The organism is Microbacterium sp. NPDC056569, from assembly GCF_042793475.1.
Taxonomy (GTDB): domain Bacteria; phylum Actinomycetota; class Actinomycetes; order Actinomycetales; family Microbacteriaceae; genus Microbacterium.
The window spans coordinates 1-18113 of the sequence record NZ_JBHTUV010000007.1 but is presented as its reverse complement, the minus strand read 5'-3'; the positions used below and the strand labels follow the sequence as shown (position 1 = coordinate 18113).

Sequence of the window (18113 nt, the reverse complement as noted above, 5' to 3'; positions counted from 1 at the left end):
ATGACCGACACCAACGACACGATCCCGGAGATCGGTGAGAACCCGACCGACGCCGATCAGGCGGTCACCCCGATCGACACGCCGGTCGACGAGCGCGAGGACGGCGAGACCCGCCCGCGCCCGAACGAATCCGAGGGCTGCCCGGTCATCCACGGCGGTCAGCCTCACCCGACCACCGGAAACGCCAACAGCGTGTGGTGGCCGAACCAGCTGAACCTCAAGATCCTCGCCAAGAACCCTGCGATCGCCAACCCGCTGGGTGAGGACTTCGACTACAAGGCGGCCTTCGAGTCGCTCGACCTCGCCGCGGTCAAGGCCGACATCGCCGAGACGCTCACCACGTCGCAGGACTGGTGGCCCGCCGACTTCGGCAACTACGGCCCGCTCATGATCCGCATGGCGTGGCACAGCGCGGGCACGTACCGCGTGACCGACGGCCGCGGCGGCGGCGGCGCCGGCCAGCAGCGCTTCGCGCCGCTGAACAGCTGGCCCGACAACGTCAACCTCGACAAGGCCCGTCGCCTGCTGTGGCCGGTCAAGAAGAAGTACGGCCAGTCGCTGTCGTGGGCCGACCTCATGATCCTCGCCGGAAACGTGGCGCTGGAGTCGATGGGCTTCCAGACGTTCGGCTACGCCGGCGGTCGCGCGGACGTGTGGGAGCCGGACGCCGACGTGTACTGGGGTCCCGAGACCACGTGGCTGGACGACGAGCGCTATTCGGGCGATCGTGAGCTCGAGAAGCCGCTCGCGGCCGTGCAGATGGGCCTCATCTACGTCAACCCCGAAGGCCCCAACGGCGAGCCCGACCCGCTGAAGTCCGCGCGCGACATCCGCGAGACGTTCGGTCGCATGGCGATGGACGACGAGGAGACCGTCGCGCTGATCGCCGGTGGCCACACGTTCGGCAAGACCCACGGCGCCGCACCCGACACCAACATCGAGCACAACCCGGAGGCCGCCGGCCTCGAGCAGCAGGGCCTGGGCTGGAAGAACAACCACGGGACGGGCCACGGCGACGACACGATCACGTCGGGCCTCGAGGTGACCTGGACCTACCACCCGACCCGCTGGGACAACGAGTTCTTCCACATCCTCTACGCCTACGAGTGGGAGCTCATGCGCAGCCCGGGCGGCGGACACCAGTGGCGTCCGATCAACGGCGGCGGCGCCGACATGGTGCCGCTGGCCCACTCGAACGGCCGTCGCGAGCCGCGCATGCTCACGAGCGACCTCGCTCTGCGGACCGACCCGGCGTACGACGCGATCTCGCGGAAGTTCAAGGACGACCCCGAGGCCTTCGCCGACGCGTTCGCGCGCGCGTGGTTCAAGCTGACGCACCGCGACATGGGCCCGATCGAGCGCTACCTGGGCGCCGAGGTGCCGGCCGAGGAGCTGCTCTGGCAGGACCGTGTGCCCGCCGTCGACCACGACCTCATCGACGCCGCCGATGCCGCGGCGCTGAAGGCGCAGATCCTCGACAGCGGCCTGAGCGTGTCGGAGCTCGTCGAGACCACATGGGCGGCGGCATCCTCGTTCCGCGGCAGCGACAAGCGCGGCGGCGTCAACGGCGCCCGCATCCGCCTCGCCCCGCAGAAGGACTGGGAGGTCAACAAGCCCGCCCAGCTCGCCACGGTGCTCGCGAAGCTCGAGGAGATCCAGGCCTCGTTCAACCACGGCCAAACCTCCGGCAAGAAGGTGTCGCTGGCCGATCTCATCGTGCTCGCGGGCAACGCCGCGGTCGAGAAGGCGGCGAAGGACGCCGGCGTCGAGGCCGAGGTGGTGTTCCACCCGGGCCGCACCGACGCGACGCAGGAGCAGACCGACGTCACGTCGTTCGCGTTCCTCGAGCCGACCACGGACGGATTCCGCAACTACTACGGCCCGCAGGCGTTCATGCCCGAGGAGCACCACCTGATCGACCGTGCGAACCTGCTCACACTGAGCGCGCCGGAGCTGACGGTGCTGGTCGGCGGCCTGCGCGTGCTCGGTGCGAACTGGGACGGTTCGGACTACGGCGTGTTCACCGACCGCAAGGGCGTGCTCACGAACGACTTCTTCGTGAACCTGCTCGACCTCGGCACCACCTGGAAGCCGCTCGACCCGGGCGCGCACGCGTTCTCGGGCGCCAAGGACGGCTCCGGCGAGCCCGTCGGCATCGGCACGCGCGTCGATCTGCTGTTCTCGTCGAACTCCGAGCTGCGCGCCGTGGCCGAGGTGTACGCCTCGGACGACGCGAACGAGAAGTTCGTGCGCGACTTCGTGAAGGCGTGGGGCAAGGTCACCGAGCTCGACCGCTTCGACCTCGTCTGACACCTGCGACACGCAGCGGAGCGGCCCGTCCCCGAGTGGGGGCGGGCCGCTCCTCGTGATGCGTGCGGTGGCTACTTGACCCGCGCCTCGGCCTGCACGGGGGGCAGCGTGCCCTTGGGCTCGAAGAGCGCGCGATGCAGGACGCCGGCGAGGAGGCCGCCGACGATCGGGAACACGATGAACACCCACAGCTGCGACAGCGGGCCGGGGCCGCCGTAGATCGCCGCGGCGATGGAGCGTGCGGGGTTCACCGACGTGTTGTCGATCGGGATCGAGATCAGGTGGATGAGTGTCAGCGTGAGGCCGATCGCGAGCGGGGCGAGCGCCGCCGTGCCGCGCGTCGAGTGCGTGACGCCGAGAATGATGAGCACGAAGATCGCCGTGAGCAGCACCTCGGCGATGATGGCGGCGCCGAGGCCGAAGCCGCCCGGGGAGAGGTCGTCGTAGCCGTTCGAGGCGAAGCCGCCGTCCTGGGCGTTGGCGAGCCAGTTGTCGGGGTTGAAGATGCCGATCAGCACGATGAGCGTCGTGCCGAGCGCGCCGCCGATGACCTGCGCGATGATGTAGCCGATCGTGTTCTTCCACTCGAACCGGCCGGCTGCCGCGAGACCGAGTGTGATCGCGGGATTGAAGTGGCCGCCCGAGATCGGACCCCAGGCGTACGCGCCGGCGACGACGGTCAGACCGAATGCCAGCGAGACGCCGACGAACGCGATGCCCAGCGGGTTGCTGTCGGAGTCGGCGGGGAAATTGGCCGCGAACAGGGCTGCGCCGACACCGCCGAAGACGAGCAGAAACGTTCCCAGTGCCTCCGCGACGAGCCTGTTCACCGTGGTGGGCGGGATGGTGGTATCCGACATGGCGGACTCCTTTCCTCGTCGCGAGGCTAGCGGCATGTTCAGCGGTTTCCCAGGAACCGCGCGCGGAGTGTCCCTCCATAACGCCTGATCTCGTCAAGTTTCCCCGGACGTTCAGGCATTCGTCCCCGGCCGTTCGCGGTTCCGGATGCTGCGCCCCGGCGTCTCAGAGACGGCCCGCGGCCTTCAGCGCCAGGTAGCGGTCGGCGATCCGGGGCGGCAGATCCTCCGGCGTCGCGGCGATCGCCTCTCCGCCGGCGCGGCCGATGGCCGCCGCGACGACCGCGGCGTCGTGTGCGCTCTGCGCGATGGCGGCGGCGCGGTACGCGTCCGCGGCGTCGGGGCGCTCGGGCAGCGGGTCCTGTTCGTCCGTGACGGCGCCGACCAGAACGTGGGCGCCGCGGGCGAGGGCCGGGAGCGACCCGAGGAAGCCGCGCGCCGCCTCGGCGGCGTCCTGCGCCGTCAGCAGCACCACGAGCGAGGGGCGGGACGTGAGCGCGCGCACCTGCGCGAAGGCGCCGTCCCAGTCGGTGTCGATCAGCTGCGGCTCGACGGGCGCCATCGCGTCGACGAGTGCGGACAGCAGGCCCGGTCCGTCCACGCGGGTGACGCGGGCCCGGATGGTGCGATCGAACATCAGCAGGTGCACGTGGTCGCCCGCCCGGGTCGCGAGCGCCGCGAGCAGCAGCGCCGCCTCCATCGCGGCATCCAGCCGCACGCCGTCGCCGACGCGCGCGGCGGCCGTACGGCCGGTGTCGATCACGATCACGACGTGGCGGTCGCGCTCGGGACGCCACGTGCGCAGCATCGTCGTGCTCGACCGCGCCGTCGCGCGCCAGTCGATCGAGCGCACGTCGTCACCGCGCACGTACTCGCGCAGCGAGTCGAACTCGGTGCCCTGTCCGCGCACCTGCACGCTCGTGTTGCCATCGAGCTCGCGCAGCCGGGCGAGCCGCGAGGGCAGGTGGCGCCGGGCGGTGAAGGGCGGCAGCACGCGCAGCGCGCCCGGCGCGTCGATGCGCGCCTGGCGTCCGGCCAGGCGCAGCGGTCCGTCCGAGCGCACCACGACGAACCTCGAGCGCAGCTCGCCGCGACGGCGGGGGAGGAGCGGGACGCCGATCGTCCGCGCCTCGCCGGGCGGGATGACGATCGCCGGGCGCTCGGCGGGAGCCCCCGCCGTCGGCTGCCACGCGTCGCGGACACGGCCGCGCAGCGTGCGCTCGCCGCCGTTGCGCAGCAGGACCTCGGCGACGACGGGCTGCCCGAGCAGCACGCGTGACGGAAGGCGCCGCGTCACCGTGATCCGCCGTGGGTCGGGAGCCGCTGCCGCGTCGCCGAGCGTCGCGATCAGGCACAGCAGCACCCACCCCGCGGCCGTGAGCCACGCGTCGACACCCGCCGTCGACAGCAGCACGACGGGCAGCGCTCCGACGGCGAGGAGCAGCGGCAGGCGACCGGTGACGTACATCGGCGTCAGATGGGAACGCGCGTCTGCTGCAGCACCGACCCGAGCACGGCGTCGACCGACACGCCCTCGAGCTCGGCATCGGGACGCAGCCGGATGCGGTGACGCCACGTCGGCAGCAGCATGGTCTGCACATGGTCGGGTGTGATCGCGGGGTAGCCGCCGAGCCACGCCCACGCCTTCGACGCCGCAAGCAGCGCGGTCGCCGCACGCGGGCTCACCCCGAGCTGCACCGACGGGCTCCGGCGCGTGGCCTGCGCCAGATCCACGACATAGCCGAGCACGTCGTCGGAGACGGTGACGGATGCTGCCGCCCGCTGCGCCGCGCGGATCTCATCGGCACTGGCGGCCCGGCGCAGCCCCGCGCCCTCGAGGTCGCGCGGGTCGAAGCCGCTCGCGTGGCGGCGGAGCACCGCCAGCTCGGCATCGCGTGCCGGCACCTCGACGATGAGCTTGAGGAGGAACCGGTCCAGCTGCGCCTCGGGGAGCGTGTACGTGCCCTCGTGCTCGACGGGGTTCTGCGTCGCCGCCACGAGGAAGGGATCGGGGAGCGGCCGGGTCACGCCGTCGGTCGATACCTGGCGCTCCTCCATCGCCTCGAGCAGCGCCGCCTGCGTCTTGGGCGGCGTGCGGTTGATCTCGTCGGCGAGCACGACGTTCGTGAAGACGGGGCCCTCGCGGAACTCGAACTCGCCCGTCTTCGCGTCGTAGACGAGGGAGCCCGAGACGTCGCCGGGCATGAGGTCCGGGGTGAACTGGATGCGCTTGGTGTCCAGGCCGAGCGCCGTCGAGAACGCCCGGACGAGGAGGGTCTTCGCGACGCCGGGAACGCCCTCGAGCAGCACGTGGCCGCGTGACAGCAGGGCGATGAGCAGGCCCGTCACGGTGCCGTCCTGACCGACGACCGCCTTGCCCACTTCGAGGCGCACGCGGTTCATCGCCTCGCGCAGTGCGGCGTCGTCGAGTGGCGGGCGGTCCGCCGCAGCGGGCGCCGCGGTGCTCGCGGGAGCGGGCGTGTCCGTCATCGGGGGCTCCTTTCGGGTCGGACGGCCGTGCGGACGGCGTCCTCGAGGTCTCTCAAGCGGGTGGTCAGCGCGACGAGGTCGGCGTCGCTGCGGGGGATGTCGTCGATGAGGATGCCGCGGACGGCGCGGCGGTCGAGGCCGGTGCGGCCGGCGGCGGCGTCGGCGACCTCGGGGGCGGCGTCGTTCGGAGCGAGTCCGAGCAGCGCGGCGATGCGGCGCAGGGCCCCGATGCGGAGCCGATCCGCGGCGTGGAGCGGATCGCCGGCGCGGGCGTAGAGGCGCGCGCGACCCTCGGTCGTCTCGGACGCGCGCACCGTCACCGGCAGGCGCTCCGCGACGAGGGGGCCGAAACGGCGGCCGCGCCACACGCCCGCCGCGATGCCGGCGATCAGCAGGAGCACGATGACGGCGCTCACCCAGGGCGGTGTGAGGTCGCCGAGCGAAGGGTTCGTGTCGGCGAGGTCGGTGTCTGCGGGGCTCGGCACGTACCAGACGACGAGCGGATGCCGCCCCATGAGGTTCACCGCGAGCGCGGCGTTGCCGTTCTCGGCGAGGTGCTCGTTGGTGAAGAGGGGGCGGGCGTCGATCGCGGCGACGCGGCCGCCGTCGACGGACCCGACGACCAGCCCGAACCCGTCCGAGGCCGGATAGCAGCCGTCGTCGCCGGCGTAGACGGCGCCCGGAGCGACGGCGCCGGCGCGGAGTGCGTCCTCGACCTCGCAGCCGGGATCGATCGCCTCGTCGGGTGCGACGCCGGCGGGTGCGGAGCCCGGCAGCAGGAGATCGAGCGTGCGGGCGCGCGGTTCGACGAGCACGACGTCCGTCGCCGCGTCGGCGAGCTCCGCGAGGGCGTCGTCCGACAGCGCCGGCGCATCGGGCAGCACGAGGGTCGCGCGTCCGGTGCCGAGAGCCTCGGCCGCCGACGCGCGGTCGCGCTCGACCCGCACCTCGACGCCGTGGTCGCGCAGGATCTCGGCGATGGCGCGGGTTCCGGCGGGGCCGGCCGAGTCGGGGTCGAGCGCGTCGCGCTGCGCCCACTGGTATGCGGCCGACATCGCGCCGCCGATCCCGCCGATCACGAGGAGGGCGAGGCCGATCGAGACCCACGCCGCGATCCGACGGCCGCGCCGGGGCGCAGCATCCGTCATCGACCTCTCGGGCGGGGCGTCTGTCGCCGTGCTCACGCGGGGACCTCCTCGCGGACGACCGGGCGGGCCGCGGCGACGGCGTCGTCGGCCGACTCGACGAGCCGGTACAGCTCGACCGTGCCCGGCCGACGCAGATAGCGCACGTCGTCGAACGCAGTGGCGGCGGCTCCGAGCCGGCCTCCGAGCGAGGGGAAGGCGGCGCCCGCGGCGCGCGCGAAGGCGTGCACCGTCGCGCCGGGCGGCGGATCGACGACGCCTCGTTCGAGGCACCCGCGGGCGAGGGCGCGGAAGCGCAGCACGATGGCGGCGTCCCAGTCCGATGCGCGGGCGCGTTCCGCCGCGGCCGCGCGCAGTTGTGCGGCGGAGCGGTGCTCGGCCTCGCCGAACAGCAGCGGCGTCCGCGGCGCGGCGCGGCGGGTCACCCGGGGCACGCCCCACAGGAGGAACGCGGCGACGATGACGACCGCGACCACGATCGCGGCGACGAGCGCGAACGTCGAGCCCCAGCCGCCGGAGAGTTCCGGGTCGAGCAGCGAGGCGATGAAGTCGCCGATCGCGCGCGCGATGCGGTCGAACGGGGTGGGCTCGGCGATGTCGTAGGCGGGGTCGGAGAGTTCCTGCTCGGCCCATCTGCGCGCTTCGTCGCCGTCCGGCGTCAGCGGCGGGACGGCGTCGGTGGCACGCGCGAGCGCGCTGAGCGCAGGGGGGGTCAGACCCACGGCGACTCGCGGTCGGTGCCGTCGGGCGCGGCACCGGGGGCGGCCCAGGTCGTGGGCGACGGCTCCTCGGTGGACGGCGCCGCGGCGCGAGCAGCCGCCGGAGGGGTCGGCGTCGCGGGCTGCGCGGGCGGTGCGGAGGCAGGCGGCACGGCGTATCCGTGCGGGGCGGCGACACCGGACGCGGGTGGCGATGCGTACCCCGGCTGCGGCGCATAGCCTGTCGGCGATCCGTACCCCGGCCGCGGCGGCGTCGTGGAGAACACCGCGCCCGCGGGCGCCGGCGGATACCCGGGCACCCCGTATCCGGGCGGGTACGGCGCGGGACCCGGGACGGGGTACGCGCCGGGAACCCCCCGCGGCGCGATCTCGCGCCCGATGTGCTCGCGGTAGGGGTCGGCGAGGCCGGTGGCGCCGGCGTCGCGTCGCTCTACGTACGCGAGCAGGTCGAGGTCGAGCCCTTCGCGACGCATGCGGCAGTCGATGTAGATCAGCGCGGTCGCGGTGGACTGGACGACGACGGCGACCGACTGCAGCAGGAGCGTGAGCACCTGGGTGAGCAGAGTCGCCGCGATGAAGCCGATGATGGCCGTCGGCTCGGGGTCGCCGGTCGGCGCGATGATCGTCGTCAGGCCCATCGACAGGAAGCTCATGGGAAGGCTCACGACCTGCGCGACGGCGGCGAAGATCACGCTGATCACGATGATGATGCCGAGGGCCGGCCAGAAGCGCCGCCGCGTCAGGGTCCACGAGCGCGACAGCGCCTCGAGGATCGTCGCCTGCTCGACGATGATGGCCGCCGGCACCAGCAGCAGCTTGATCATCAGCCACCAGTACAGCGGGATCGACGCGAGGATGACCACGATCGTCAGCGCGATGGCCGCCGCCGGGGCCGCCATCGCGATGCCGACGATCGCCAGCGTCACGACGGCGACGAGCGCGACCACGGCGAGGATCACCAGGAAGGAGTAGCCGATGAGGCGCCACGCGATCGGCTTGACCTGACGCCACAGGGCGCCGAGCGTCAGCTTCTCGGCCACGGCGGCGTGCGTGACCTCGACGACGACGATGCCCTGCACGATCACGCTGAGGGCGCCTGCGGCGAGGGACAGCACGATGCCGGCGACGGCGGTGAGCGCGATCGAGCCCGCCATGACCGTGTCGTACTCCTCCGTCCCCGGTCGCAGCGTGTCCAGTCGCGAGAAGGAGGCCCAGCCGATGGCGAGGATGCCCGCCAGCACCACGATGTACGCGAGCGTCTGCACGACCAGGGCGAAGCCCAGCAGGACACGCGGGTTCTGGCGCAGGGCCGCGAAGGAGCGGCCCAGGATCGTGCCGAACGACAGCGGGTGCAGCGGGATGATCCCGGGGCGTGATGCCGGCGTCCATGCCGGGTAAGCGGACACGATTCCCCTCTCGGTCGGCGGCGCGCCGCAGGCGGCCGACGCATCGGCCGCGCACTCGGACGGCGCTCGCCCCTATCGTTCCACATCAGTCGGATGCTGCAGCCGTGGGTCCGACCCGGTTCTCGGTGTCCGTTCGGGCGAGCTTCGGCCGGTGCACAGCCCTGGTCGACTACTCTGTGGGAAGCGCATGGGGAACGCGCACGTCGTCCTCTGCGCTCGGACAGAAGGAACGAACGCGCCCGATGACTTCACGCATCCTGGTGGTCGATGATGACACCGCCCTTGCCGAGATGATCGGCATCGTGCTGCGCACGGAGGGATTCGAGACGGTCTTCTGCGCCGACGGCGCCCAGGCCGTCGACGCCTGGCGCACCGAGCGGCCCGATCTGATCCTCCTCGACCTCATGCTGCCCGGCATGGACGGCATCGAGATCTGCACCCGCATCCGCGCCGAGTCCGGCATCCCGATCATCATGCTCACGGCCCGCACCGACACGGCCGATGTGGTGAAGGGCCTCGAGTCGGGCGCCGACGACTACATCGTGAAGCCCTTCAACCCCAAGGAGCTCGTCGCCCGCATCCGCACGCGGCTGCGTCCGGCCAGCCAGCCCGCGAACGACTCGCTGCGCATCGGCGACCTCACCGTCGACGTCGCCGCGCACGAGGTCCGTCGCGGCGACGGACCGATCGCGCTGACGCCCCTCGAATTCGAGCTGCTCGTCGCCCTGGCATCCAAGCCGCAGCAGGTGTTCTCGCGCGAGATGCTGCTCGAGCAGGTGTGGGGCTACCACTACAAGGCCGACACGCGCCTGGTGAACGTGCACGTGCAGCGGCTGCGGGCGAAGGTCGAGAAGGATCCCGACAACCCGAAGATCGTGACCACGGTGCGCGGCGTCGGTTACCGCGCCGGCGCCGTCGTCTAGGCAGCCATGACCGCGCCGATCACGGCCGTGACGCCGGCGCGTGCCCGCATTCCCTGGTGGCGCCTCTGGCGGGCCTGGCCGGGCAACATCGCGGGGCTGTGGCGACGCTCGCTGCGCTTCCGCACGATCCTCGTCACGATCGGCCTCACCGCGCTCGCCGTCGTCGTGGCGTGCGTCTGGATGGCGCTCGCGATCCAGAACGACCTGTTCGCCTCGCGCAAGGACCAGGTGCTCCTCGACGCCGAGCAGGCGCGTGCGGCGGCGCAGCGGACGCTCGATGCCGCCGTGCAGAGCGACTCCTTCCAGATGCAGAATGTCATGACGCTCGCCTTCACCGCGCTGCGCGACCAGTCGTCGTCGGTCATGGTCGCGGCGTACCGCATCGGCCCGCTGGTGCCCAACGCGCCGCAGGACTTCAGCACGGCCGAGGGCGTGATCGACGAGCTGGTGACACCGCCGATGCAGGCGCTCGTGCGGACCAACCCCGATCAGCAGATCTGGCAGCCCGTCGCGCTCCCCGAGGGCACCGACACGACGGTCCCGGGCATCATCGTCGGGCAGCAGCTCGCCATCGAGGGCGTCGCCTCGTACGAGCTGTATCTCGCCTACGACCTCGCGAACGCGCCCGAGACGCTGACCTTCGTCCAGCGCACGCTGTGGGTGGTCGGGATCGGACTGGTCCTGCTCATCAGCGGCATCGCGTGGTTCGTCCTGCGATCCGTGACCACCCCGATCAGCGAGGCCGCAGACACCAGCGCGAAGCTCGCGGCGGGACGCCTCGACGTGCGCCTCGAGGTGCGCGGCGAGGACGAGCTGGCGACCCTGGGTCGCTCGTTCAACGCGATGGCCGACAGCATGGAGTCGCAGATCAAGGAGCTCGCGGACCTCTCGCTCGTGCAGCAGCGGTTCGTGTCGGACGTGTCGCACGAGCTGCGCACGCCGATGACGACGATCCGCCTGGCCGCCGACATGATCAACGATCAGCGGGAGGAGTTCGATCCGGCGACCGCGCGGGCGGCCGAACTGCTGAACGCGCAGGTGCAGCGGTTCGAGACGCTGCTCACGGACCTGCTCGAGATCAGCCGCTACGACGCGGGCTCCGTTCAGCTCGAGCTCGAGCCGACGAGCCTGGCGCACCTCGCCGAAGACGTCATCGGGTCGATGCAGCAGCTCGCCGAGCAGCACGGCACCGATGTGCGGCTCGTGGCGCCGGGAGGATATTCCCCGGTCGACATGGACCCGCGGCGCGTGCGCCGGGTCGTGCGCAATCTGCTCGGGAACGCCATCGAGCACGGCGAGGGGCGCCCGATCGTGGTCACGGTCGACAGCAACCAGCAGGCGGTCGCCATCGGCGTGCGCGACTTCGGCATGGGCATGCACCCGGAGGACGTACAGCACGTCTTCGACCGCTTCTGGCGTGCGGACCCCTCCCGCAAGCGCACCATCGGCGGCACCGGCCTCGGCCTGTCGATCGCACTGGGGGACGCGAAGCTCCACGGCGGCGAGCTCGCGGTGTGGTCCGAACCCGGGCGCGGCACGAACTTCGTGCTCACGCTTCCGCGCCAGGACGCACTGCTCGCGGGAGTGTCGCCGGTCCCGGTGGACCCGGGCGACGACGCGGTCGCGTCGCTCGACGATCTCGGCCTGACCGCGCCGATCGACCTGCCGCGCACCGACGGGACCCGGGGAGGATCCGCATGAGGCGGGCACGCAGCATCCTGGCCCTTCTCCTCGCGCTGTGCGCGGTCGTCGTGACCGGCTGCGCGGGCTTCCCCACGAGCGGGCCGCCCGAGTACGGGCTCGAGAACGGCAACACCGGCAACGGCTCGCAGAACGTGGCCTTCATCCCGAACCGGCCGCAGCCGGGTGCGACGCCCCAGCAGATCGTCGAGGGCTTCATCGACGCCGGGTCCGGTCCGGGTGTCGCCGGGCGCTGGGACGTGGCCCGGGAGTTCCTCGCACCGGAGTTCCGGGCGGTCTGGAAGCCGGAGACGGGGGTCACCGTCGACGAGCGTGCGGAGCGGGACTACGTCGAGGTGGACGAGGGCGTCGTGGACTTCGCCTTCGACGTGGTCGCGACCGTCGACGACAAGGGCGCGTACCAGAAGGCGGAGCTCGCCCCCGGGCAGCAGTCCTTCACGCTCGAGATGCAGGCCGACGGCGAGTGGCGCATCACGGCGGCCCCCGACGGCATCTGGCTCGACGACGCCCAGTTCCCGACCGTGTTCCACCGCTACCCGCTGATGTACTTCGATCCGTCGGGCCGGTTCCTCGTGCCCGATGTGCGGTGGTTCGCCGTCGCGACGGCGCGCGTCAGCATCACGACGGCCCTCGTGAACCTCCCGGTGAGCGAATGGCTCGCGGACTCCGTGGAGTCGGCGTTCCCCGACGGCGTCACCGCGGTGCCGTCCGTCCCGATGGACGAGGACGGGGTGGCCGAGGTCGCCCTGTCGGAGGGAATGCTCGCTGCGAGCAGCGACGCGCACGACCGCATGCTCACGCAGCTCGAGGAGAGCCTCCGGACGGCAGGAGTCTCCGAGGTCGTGATGACCGTGGACTCCACGCCGCTCGACGCGGAGCCGGTCGCGGTGCGCTCCACGCGCGTCCCCCCCACGCCGCTCGTGCTCACCGAGGACGGCTTCGGCTTCCTCACGGGCGATGAGATCGACAAGATCCCGGGCCTCTCGCCCGCGGTCGAGGCGGCGTCGCCCGTCAGCGTCCAGGTGGGGGCGGAGCGCGATTCCGCAGCGGCGAGACTCGCCTCGGGCGAGGTGGTGCGGTTGAGCGCCGCGGACGCGGCAACCGAGCCGCTCGATCTGCGCGAGGGGCTGGTCGACCCCACGATCGACGACTTCGGCATCGTCTGGAGCGTTCCGCGCGGGGAGCCGACGGCCCTCCAGGCGTTCCTGCCGAACGGCGACGTCGTCGCGGTCGCCGACGCGTGGAGCGAGGCCACCGCGATCGCCGGCATGGCCCTCTCGCGCGACGGCACGCGCATCGCCGCCGTCTACAGCGCCGGCGGGCGGACCGTGGTGTCGGTGGCGGGGGTCGTGCGCGACCCTGACACCGATGCGCCGGTGCGGCTCGGAACACCCTTCCAGCTGGCAGTCGTTCCCGGCGCGGTCGTCGGCGTCACACGCATCGGCGTGACGTGGATCGACGATCTGAGCATCGGCGTGCTCACCAGCGGCGATGCCGACTCCAACGTCATCGAGCAGGTGGTGGGCGGCTTGACGAGCACGTCGACCGCGGCCGCGGGGATGGCGTCCATCGCGGGCGGGTCGGGGGTGTCGAGCCTTCGCCTCCGGGCCGCGGACGGCACGCTCTACGTCAAGCGGGGGACGGGGTGGCAGCCGACGGCCACCGGCATCGGCGTCCTCGCGACCCAGCAGGGCGCGCCGCAGTAGGGCTGCTCCGGCTGCGGCTCCTCCCCACCGGCGCAGCACCGCGGATCTTGCACCGATCACCATGGCCGGCGCCCGCATGCCCCGCATTCCCGTGATGCTGGCGCGATGATGCCGGATTTCGCCCGCGTGGTGCGGGAGGCCTGCGCGGACGCGCTGGCGCTGATCCTGCCTGTCTCCTGCGCCGGATGCGACGAGCCCGACGTGGCGCTGTGCGAGCGATGCGCGCTGGCGCTGACGCCCGACCCCACGCGGCAGCTCGTCGAGGCGCCGGGTGGCGCCGTCGCGGTGTGGAGCGGCCTCGCGTTCGACGGGGTCGCCGCACGGGTGCTGCGGGTGATCAAGGAGGAGGGGCGCACGTCGCTCGCCGTCGCGCTCGGCCCGGCGATCGCGGAGGCGCTCGCGCGCGCCGGCGCCGCGGATGCCGTGCTGGTGCCGATGCCCACGTCGCGCCAGGCGCATCGCCGGCGCGGCTACCGCGTGCCGGAGCTCCTCGTGCGCCGCAGCGGCGGACGCCCGGTGCGGCTGCTGCGCTACGCCCGCCGCACGTCCGACCAGCGGGGTCTCGACCGGGACGCGCGGGCGCGGAACGTCGCACACAGCCTGGTGGCTGCGGATGCTGTGGGGCGGCGCGTCGTGGTCGTGGACGACGTCGTGACGACCGGCGCCAGCATCGCCGAGGCGGTCCGCGCGCTGCGCGCCGCAGGTGCCGATGTGGTGGCCGCGGTGACGGCCGCAGCCACCCCGCGCAGGCGTTCCACGGCCGGTGAACGGCTGCTCGATGCATTCGAAACTCACAGGTGACAGAGTCCGGACGCCCGGCTAGCGTGGGTGTGACAAGGCGACTGAAGGTCCGCCCTTGGCCGGGTGGACCGGAACAAGGAGGTCAGGGATGGAAACCAGCATCGTCGGCGTGGGAGTGGGGATCACAGATCGCTTCCGCGGTGTCGTCGAGGAGAAGGCCGCCCGCATCGAGAACCTCGCTCCGCGTGCTCAACGCGTGGAGGTCAAGGTCACACACCGCGCATATCACAACGGTCGCGTGGAGGACGAGACCGTCGAACTCACCGTCAACGGCAAGGGCCCCGTCATCCGGGCCGAAGCGACCGACGGCGACAAGTTCACCGCACTGGACCTCGCGGTCGACAAGCTGTGCGAACAGCTGCGCCGTGCGAAGGACAAGCGCGTCGACGCGCGCAACCACCCCCGTGGCGCCAAGTTCGAGAAGGGCAGCGGCGCACTCCAGGGGATCGATCTGCAGCCGGCGTCTGTCGACGTGCTCCGCGCCGTCGCGACCGGTGAGATCCCGATCATCACGGGCAACGAGGAGGAAGAGGGCTACACGCCCGTCGTCATCCGCACGAAGGAGTTCCACCCCGAATGGATGTCGGTGGAGGAGGCCGTCGACCGCATGGAGCTGGTCGGCCACGACTTCTTCCTCTTCATCGACGCGCGCACCGATCACCCGAGTGTCGTCTACCGCCGCAAGGGCTGGGACTACGGTGTGATCTCGCTGACCACGCAGGCGCAGCCGGAGGAGCTCGCGTCCTGACGAGCTGACGGACAATGGAGGGTGCGGCCGACCGGCCGCACCCTTCGTCCGTCGAGAGGCCTCCTCACGTGATCATCCGCAACGCGCGCCCGTGGGGCGCCGACGCCGCCGACATCGTCGTCGAGGGCGACCGCATCGCAGCGATCCGGCCCCACGACGCCTCCGCACCGGCGGCCGCGGATGACGTCGACGGCCGTGGCCGACTCCTGCTGCCGTCGTTCAGCGATGTGCACGTCCACCTCGACTCCTCGCGGATCGGGCTGGCGTTCCGGCCGCACACAGGCGCGCCGGGCGTCTGGGGCATGATGCTCAACGACCGGGACAACTGGCGCGACACCGACGTGCCGCACGCCGAGATCGTCGCCGGCACCCTCGAGCAGATGATCGCGAAGGGCACGACGCGCGTCCGCACCTATGCGCAGGTCGACGTCGACTGCAAGCTCGAGAAGTTCGACTCGGTGCTCGCGGCGAAGGAGAGGTTCCGGGGGCACGCCGACGTGCAGATCATGACGTTCCCGCAGGCCGGCATCCTGCGCGAGCCGGGCACCGTCGAGTTCCTCGAGGAGTCGCTGAAGCAGGGGGCCGACGTCATGGGCGGCATCGACCCGAGCCAGCTCGACCGGGACCCGGTCAAGCACCTCGACATCGTGTTCGCGCTCGCGGAGAAGTACCAGGTCGAGATCGACATCCACCTGCACGAGCCCGGCGCCCTCGGTGTGTTCAGCACCGAGCTCGTGCTGGAGCGCACCCGCGCGCTGGGCATGCAGGGCAAGGTCACGATGTCGCACGCGTACGACCTCGGCTCGGTGTCGGAGGCCGTGAGCCGTCGCCTCATCGACGAGTTCGCCGAGCTGGACATCGCGATGGCGACGGTCGCGCCTTCGACCACCGGGCACCTGAGGCTCGTGGACCTCGTCGAGGCGGGCGTGCGCGTGGGCCTCGGCGAAGACGGCCAGCGCGACTACTGGAGCCCGTACGGCAACTGCGACATGCTCGATCGCACGTGGCAGCTCGCGTTCGTCAACGGCTTCCGCCGCGATGACCACATCGAGCTCGCCCTCGCCGTCGCCACCATGGGCGGCGCGTCGATCATGAGCCACACGTCTCGGCGCGTCGCGGGGGTGGGCGACCGGCCGGGCATCGCCGTGGGAGATCGCGCCGACCTCGTGCTCGTCGACGGGGAGACGCCGACGAGCGCCGTCATGGACCGGGGCGTCGACCGCACCGTGCTCCACGACGGCCGTGTCGTCGCCGACGGCCTGCAGGTTCTCGCCCTCTGAGCCCCGTTCCCGGGGCGGCGAACGTCAGTCGATGAAGCCGTCGAGGATGCTGCCGATGACGAGGCCGCCGAGGATGCCGCCCATGAGGTCCGACCCGCCGCCGCGGCGACCGCCGCCCCAGCCCTGCTGACCGTATCCGGGCCCGCCCCACTGGTCGGGCTGCGGACGCGCGGCGTCGATGTCGCGCTGCGCGAGCTGCAGAGCCTCGCTCGCGAGGAACGCGGCGCGGCGGGCCATCGCGAACGCCTGCTCGCGGTGGTCCTCGTCGATCGCTGTCACTGCGGCGGCCGACGACCCGAGGTAGCGGTCGAGGTCGAGGCGCACGCGTTCGGCCTCGGCGAACCGCGTGCGGGCATCGGCGCCGATCCAGCCGCGGTGCCCGGCGATGACGTCGCGCGACACGGCGAGCTGACGGTCGGCGTCGTCGATGGCGTGGCGCACGTGCTCGAGGGGCGGGATCGGACGGGCGGCCCGCTCGCGCGCCGCCGCGATCGCGGCGTCCAGCCCCGCGTTCGCCTCGCGCAGCCGCGAGAGCTGCTCGAAGGGGTCGGTGTTCACCCCGGCGGCGGGCAGCGCGGCCAGCGCCGCCTGCAGCTCCTCGATCGCGGTCTGCACCGCGGGGGAGTGCGGTTCCTTGAGCGCGACGACGAGGTCGCCGCGGGAGTCCTCGATGATCGCGGCCAGCGTGGACTCGGCGCGCAGCGCCTCGACCTCGAAGGTCTCGACCGCGTCGATCAGCGTCTCGGCGCGGCGCACGGACTCGGTGGACGCTTCGAGCGCCATGTTGGCCTGCTCGCGCTGGCCCGCCTCACGGCGCCGCTCGGCGACTCCTGCGCTGTGCTCGGCGAAGCCGAGCAGCTGCTCCGCCTCGGCCGGGTTCGCGTCGATCTGCGCGAGGGCGTGCGACGAGTAGCGGACCGCCAGGCGGTCGACGGTCGAACGCGCGTCGGGCAGCCGCAGGCGCAGGCGCGCCGCATCCGCCCGCACCCGGGCGATGATCTCGGGAGCGCGACGCGCGCGCTCGATCGGAGCCGCGAGCGCCTCGGTGCGGTCGTCGAGGAGGTCTTCGGCCCACTCGCACAGCTGCACGATGCGCGCGTTGCGCGTGCGCAGCTCTTCGGGGGTGTCGGGGATCTCGTCGTGGTTGAGCTGGTGCAGGTGGAACGCCTCCTGCAGGTGCGTGCGGACCGACTCCAGCGCCTCGCGGAGCTCCTTCGTGGGTCCGGGGCCCAGCTCGGCGTCGGCGAACGCCAGTTCGTCGGTGGTGAGGCGGATCCGCTCGTCGGCGGCGACCAGCGCCTGCTGGGCGCGGCGCGCCAGATCGGCGTCCTGCGTGTTCAGTTCTTCCTGCTCGCGCTTGCGTCTGCCCCAGAATCCGGCCATGGATCGATCCTACGGGGGCCGCTGGGAGCGGGCTGAGGCGAGCGGCCGTCAGCGGGCATTGTTCGCGCAGAGCGTGGTCGTCCGTCGGCCGCGGCGCGGCTCCTGCGATCACGCGGGGGGTGGTATCACGACGGCGCCGGTCCTACTCTCGCAATCGGGTGGGGCGCGACCGTGCGCCCCGGGGAAGAAACGGAAACACCATGATCCGAAAGATCGTCGCGGCCTCGGCGCTGAGCGTGACTCTCGTCCTGGCCGGAGCGGGCGTCGCGTCCGCGCATGAGTGCTACATGCCGAACCGGTCCGAGCAGGGCAACGCAGGGGCGTCGCACTCGAAGAACTGGGTCACGCTCGAGATCGCCGACCTGTTCCGCAGCGCGCACGAGTTCTTCGGCGGCGCAGCGCTCACGGAGGCGCAGGTCCAGGAGGCCGTGGCCATGGCCGCGGCGCAGGGCATCCCGACGACGCTGACGACGTTCGCCCGGGACACCTTGCCGAAGGGCAATGCGCCGGAGTCGCACTCGTCGGACGGGAAGGGCATCGACCACTACTTCCACACCTTCGAGGAGGACCTGATCACCATCTTCTTGACGGTCCGCGGCGACATCTGACGCCTGCAGACGGCGGGGCGGGGCGACGATCGCCCC

The 18113-nt window shown here is 72.1% G+C and carries 15 protein-coding genes; 8 read left to right on the top strand and 7 right to left on the bottom strand.

Annotation, left to right across the window (positions count from 1 at the left end; all coding sequences use genetic code 11):
* Positions 1–2310 (top strand): catalase/peroxidase HPI, encoded by a 2310-nt coding sequence (gene katG / locus ACFQ7C_RS09585; RefSeq protein WP_378899650.1) that lies wholly within the window; start codon positions 1–3, stop codon positions 2308–2310.
* A 71-nt stretch (positions 2311–2381) separates the two neighbouring features.
* Here katG and aqpZ read toward each other — a convergent pair whose 3' ends face one another.
* The 6 genes from aqpZ to ACFQ7C_RS09555 form a co-directional block, all read right to left on the bottom strand.
* Positions 2382–3170: an aquaporin Z gene (gene aqpZ, locus ACFQ7C_RS09580; RefSeq protein ID WP_378899647.1), complete on the bottom strand. Its 789-nt coding sequence runs from the start codon at positions 3168–3170 to the stop codon at positions 2382–2384.
* Positions 3171–3333: 163 nt separating this feature from the next.
* A complete protein-coding gene (locus ACFQ7C_RS09575; protein WP_378899644.1) occupies positions 3334–4635 on the bottom strand; it encodes a DUF58 domain-containing protein in 1302 nt (433 codons plus the stop codon).
* A gap of 5 nt (positions 4636–4640) precedes the next feature.
* Positions 4641–5657: an AAA family ATPase gene (locus ACFQ7C_RS09570; RefSeq protein WP_378899641.1), complete on the bottom strand. Its 1017-nt coding sequence runs from the start codon at positions 5655–5657 to the stop codon at positions 4641–4643.
* Positions 5654–6841 carry a DUF4350 domain-containing protein gene (locus ACFQ7C_RS09565; RefSeq protein WP_378899638.1) on the bottom strand — a complete coding sequence of 396 codons (1188 nt, stop codon included), beginning with the start codon at positions 6839–6841 and terminating at the stop codon, positions 5654–5656. Before ACFQ7C_RS09565 ends, ACFQ7C_RS09570 begins: the two co-directional genes overlap by 4 nt.
* Complete coding sequence (locus ACFQ7C_RS09560) at positions 6838–7524, bottom strand: DUF4129 domain-containing protein (protein WP_378899635.1); 687 nt, start codon at positions 7522–7524, stop codon at positions 6838–6840. The genes ACFQ7C_RS09565 and ACFQ7C_RS09560 overlap by 4 nt, the downstream gene beginning before the upstream one ends.
* On the bottom strand, positions 7515–8927 hold the full coding sequence (locus ACFQ7C_RS09555; RefSeq protein WP_378899632.1) for a glycerophosphoryl diester phosphodiesterase membrane domain-containing protein: 1413 nt from the start codon (positions 8925–8927) through the stop codon (positions 7515–7517). The genes ACFQ7C_RS09560 and ACFQ7C_RS09555 overlap by 10 nt, the downstream gene beginning before the upstream one ends.
* A 242-nt stretch (positions 8928–9169) precedes the next feature.
* Between ACFQ7C_RS09555 and mtrA the strand changes: the two genes are divergently transcribed.
* The 6 genes from mtrA (at position 9170) to ACFQ7C_RS09525 (ending at position 16086) form a co-directional block, all read left to right on the top strand.
* Positions 9170–9850, top strand: coding sequence for an MtrAB system response regulator MtrA (mtrA, locus tag ACFQ7C_RS09550; protein WP_203580557.1), 681 nt, complete (start codon positions 9170–9172; stop codon positions 9848–9850).
* 6 nt (positions 9851–9856) lie between these two features.
* Positions 9857–11551, top strand: a complete 1695-nt coding sequence (gene mtrB, locus ACFQ7C_RS09545) for an MtrAB system histidine kinase MtrB (protein ID WP_378899627.1) — start codon at positions 9857–9859, stop codon at positions 11549–11551.
* Complete coding sequence (locus ACFQ7C_RS09540; RefSeq protein ID WP_378899624.1) at positions 11548–13257, top strand: GerMN domain-containing protein; 1710 nt, start codon at positions 11548–11550, stop codon at positions 13255–13257. The genes mtrB and ACFQ7C_RS09540 overlap by 4 nt, the downstream gene beginning before the upstream one ends.
* Before the next feature lie 105 nt (positions 13258–13362).
* Entirely contained in the window at positions 13363–14058 is a 696-nt protein-coding gene (locus ACFQ7C_RS09535; protein ID WP_378899621.1) for a ComF family protein, read from the top strand.
* 88 nt (positions 14059–14146) lie between these two features.
* Positions 14147–14806, top strand: a complete 660-nt coding sequence (gene hpf, locus ACFQ7C_RS09530) for a ribosome hibernation-promoting factor, HPF/YfiA family (RefSeq protein ID WP_378899618.1) — start codon at positions 14147–14149, stop codon at positions 14804–14806.
* Positions 14807–14874: 68 nt separating this feature from the next.
* Positions 14875–16086, top strand: a complete 1212-nt coding sequence (locus ACFQ7C_RS09525; protein ID WP_378899615.1) for an amidohydrolase family protein — start codon at positions 14875–14877, stop codon at positions 16084–16086.
* A 24-nt stretch (positions 16087–16110) separates the two neighbouring features.
* Here ACFQ7C_RS09525 and ACFQ7C_RS09520 read toward each other — a convergent pair whose 3' ends face one another.
* Positions 16111–17469: a hypothetical protein gene (locus ACFQ7C_RS09520; protein ID WP_378899612.1), complete on the bottom strand. Its 1359-nt coding sequence runs from the start codon at positions 17467–17469 to the stop codon at positions 16111–16113.
* A 200-nt stretch (positions 17470–17669) separates the two neighbouring features.
* Here ACFQ7C_RS09520 and ACFQ7C_RS09515 point away from each other — a divergent pair, with 200 nt between their 5' ends.
* On the top strand, positions 17670–18077 hold the full coding sequence (locus ACFQ7C_RS09515) for a hypothetical protein (protein ID WP_378899608.1): 408 nt from the start codon (positions 17670–17672) through the stop codon (positions 18075–18077).
* Positions 18078–18113: the final 36 nt, after the last annotated feature.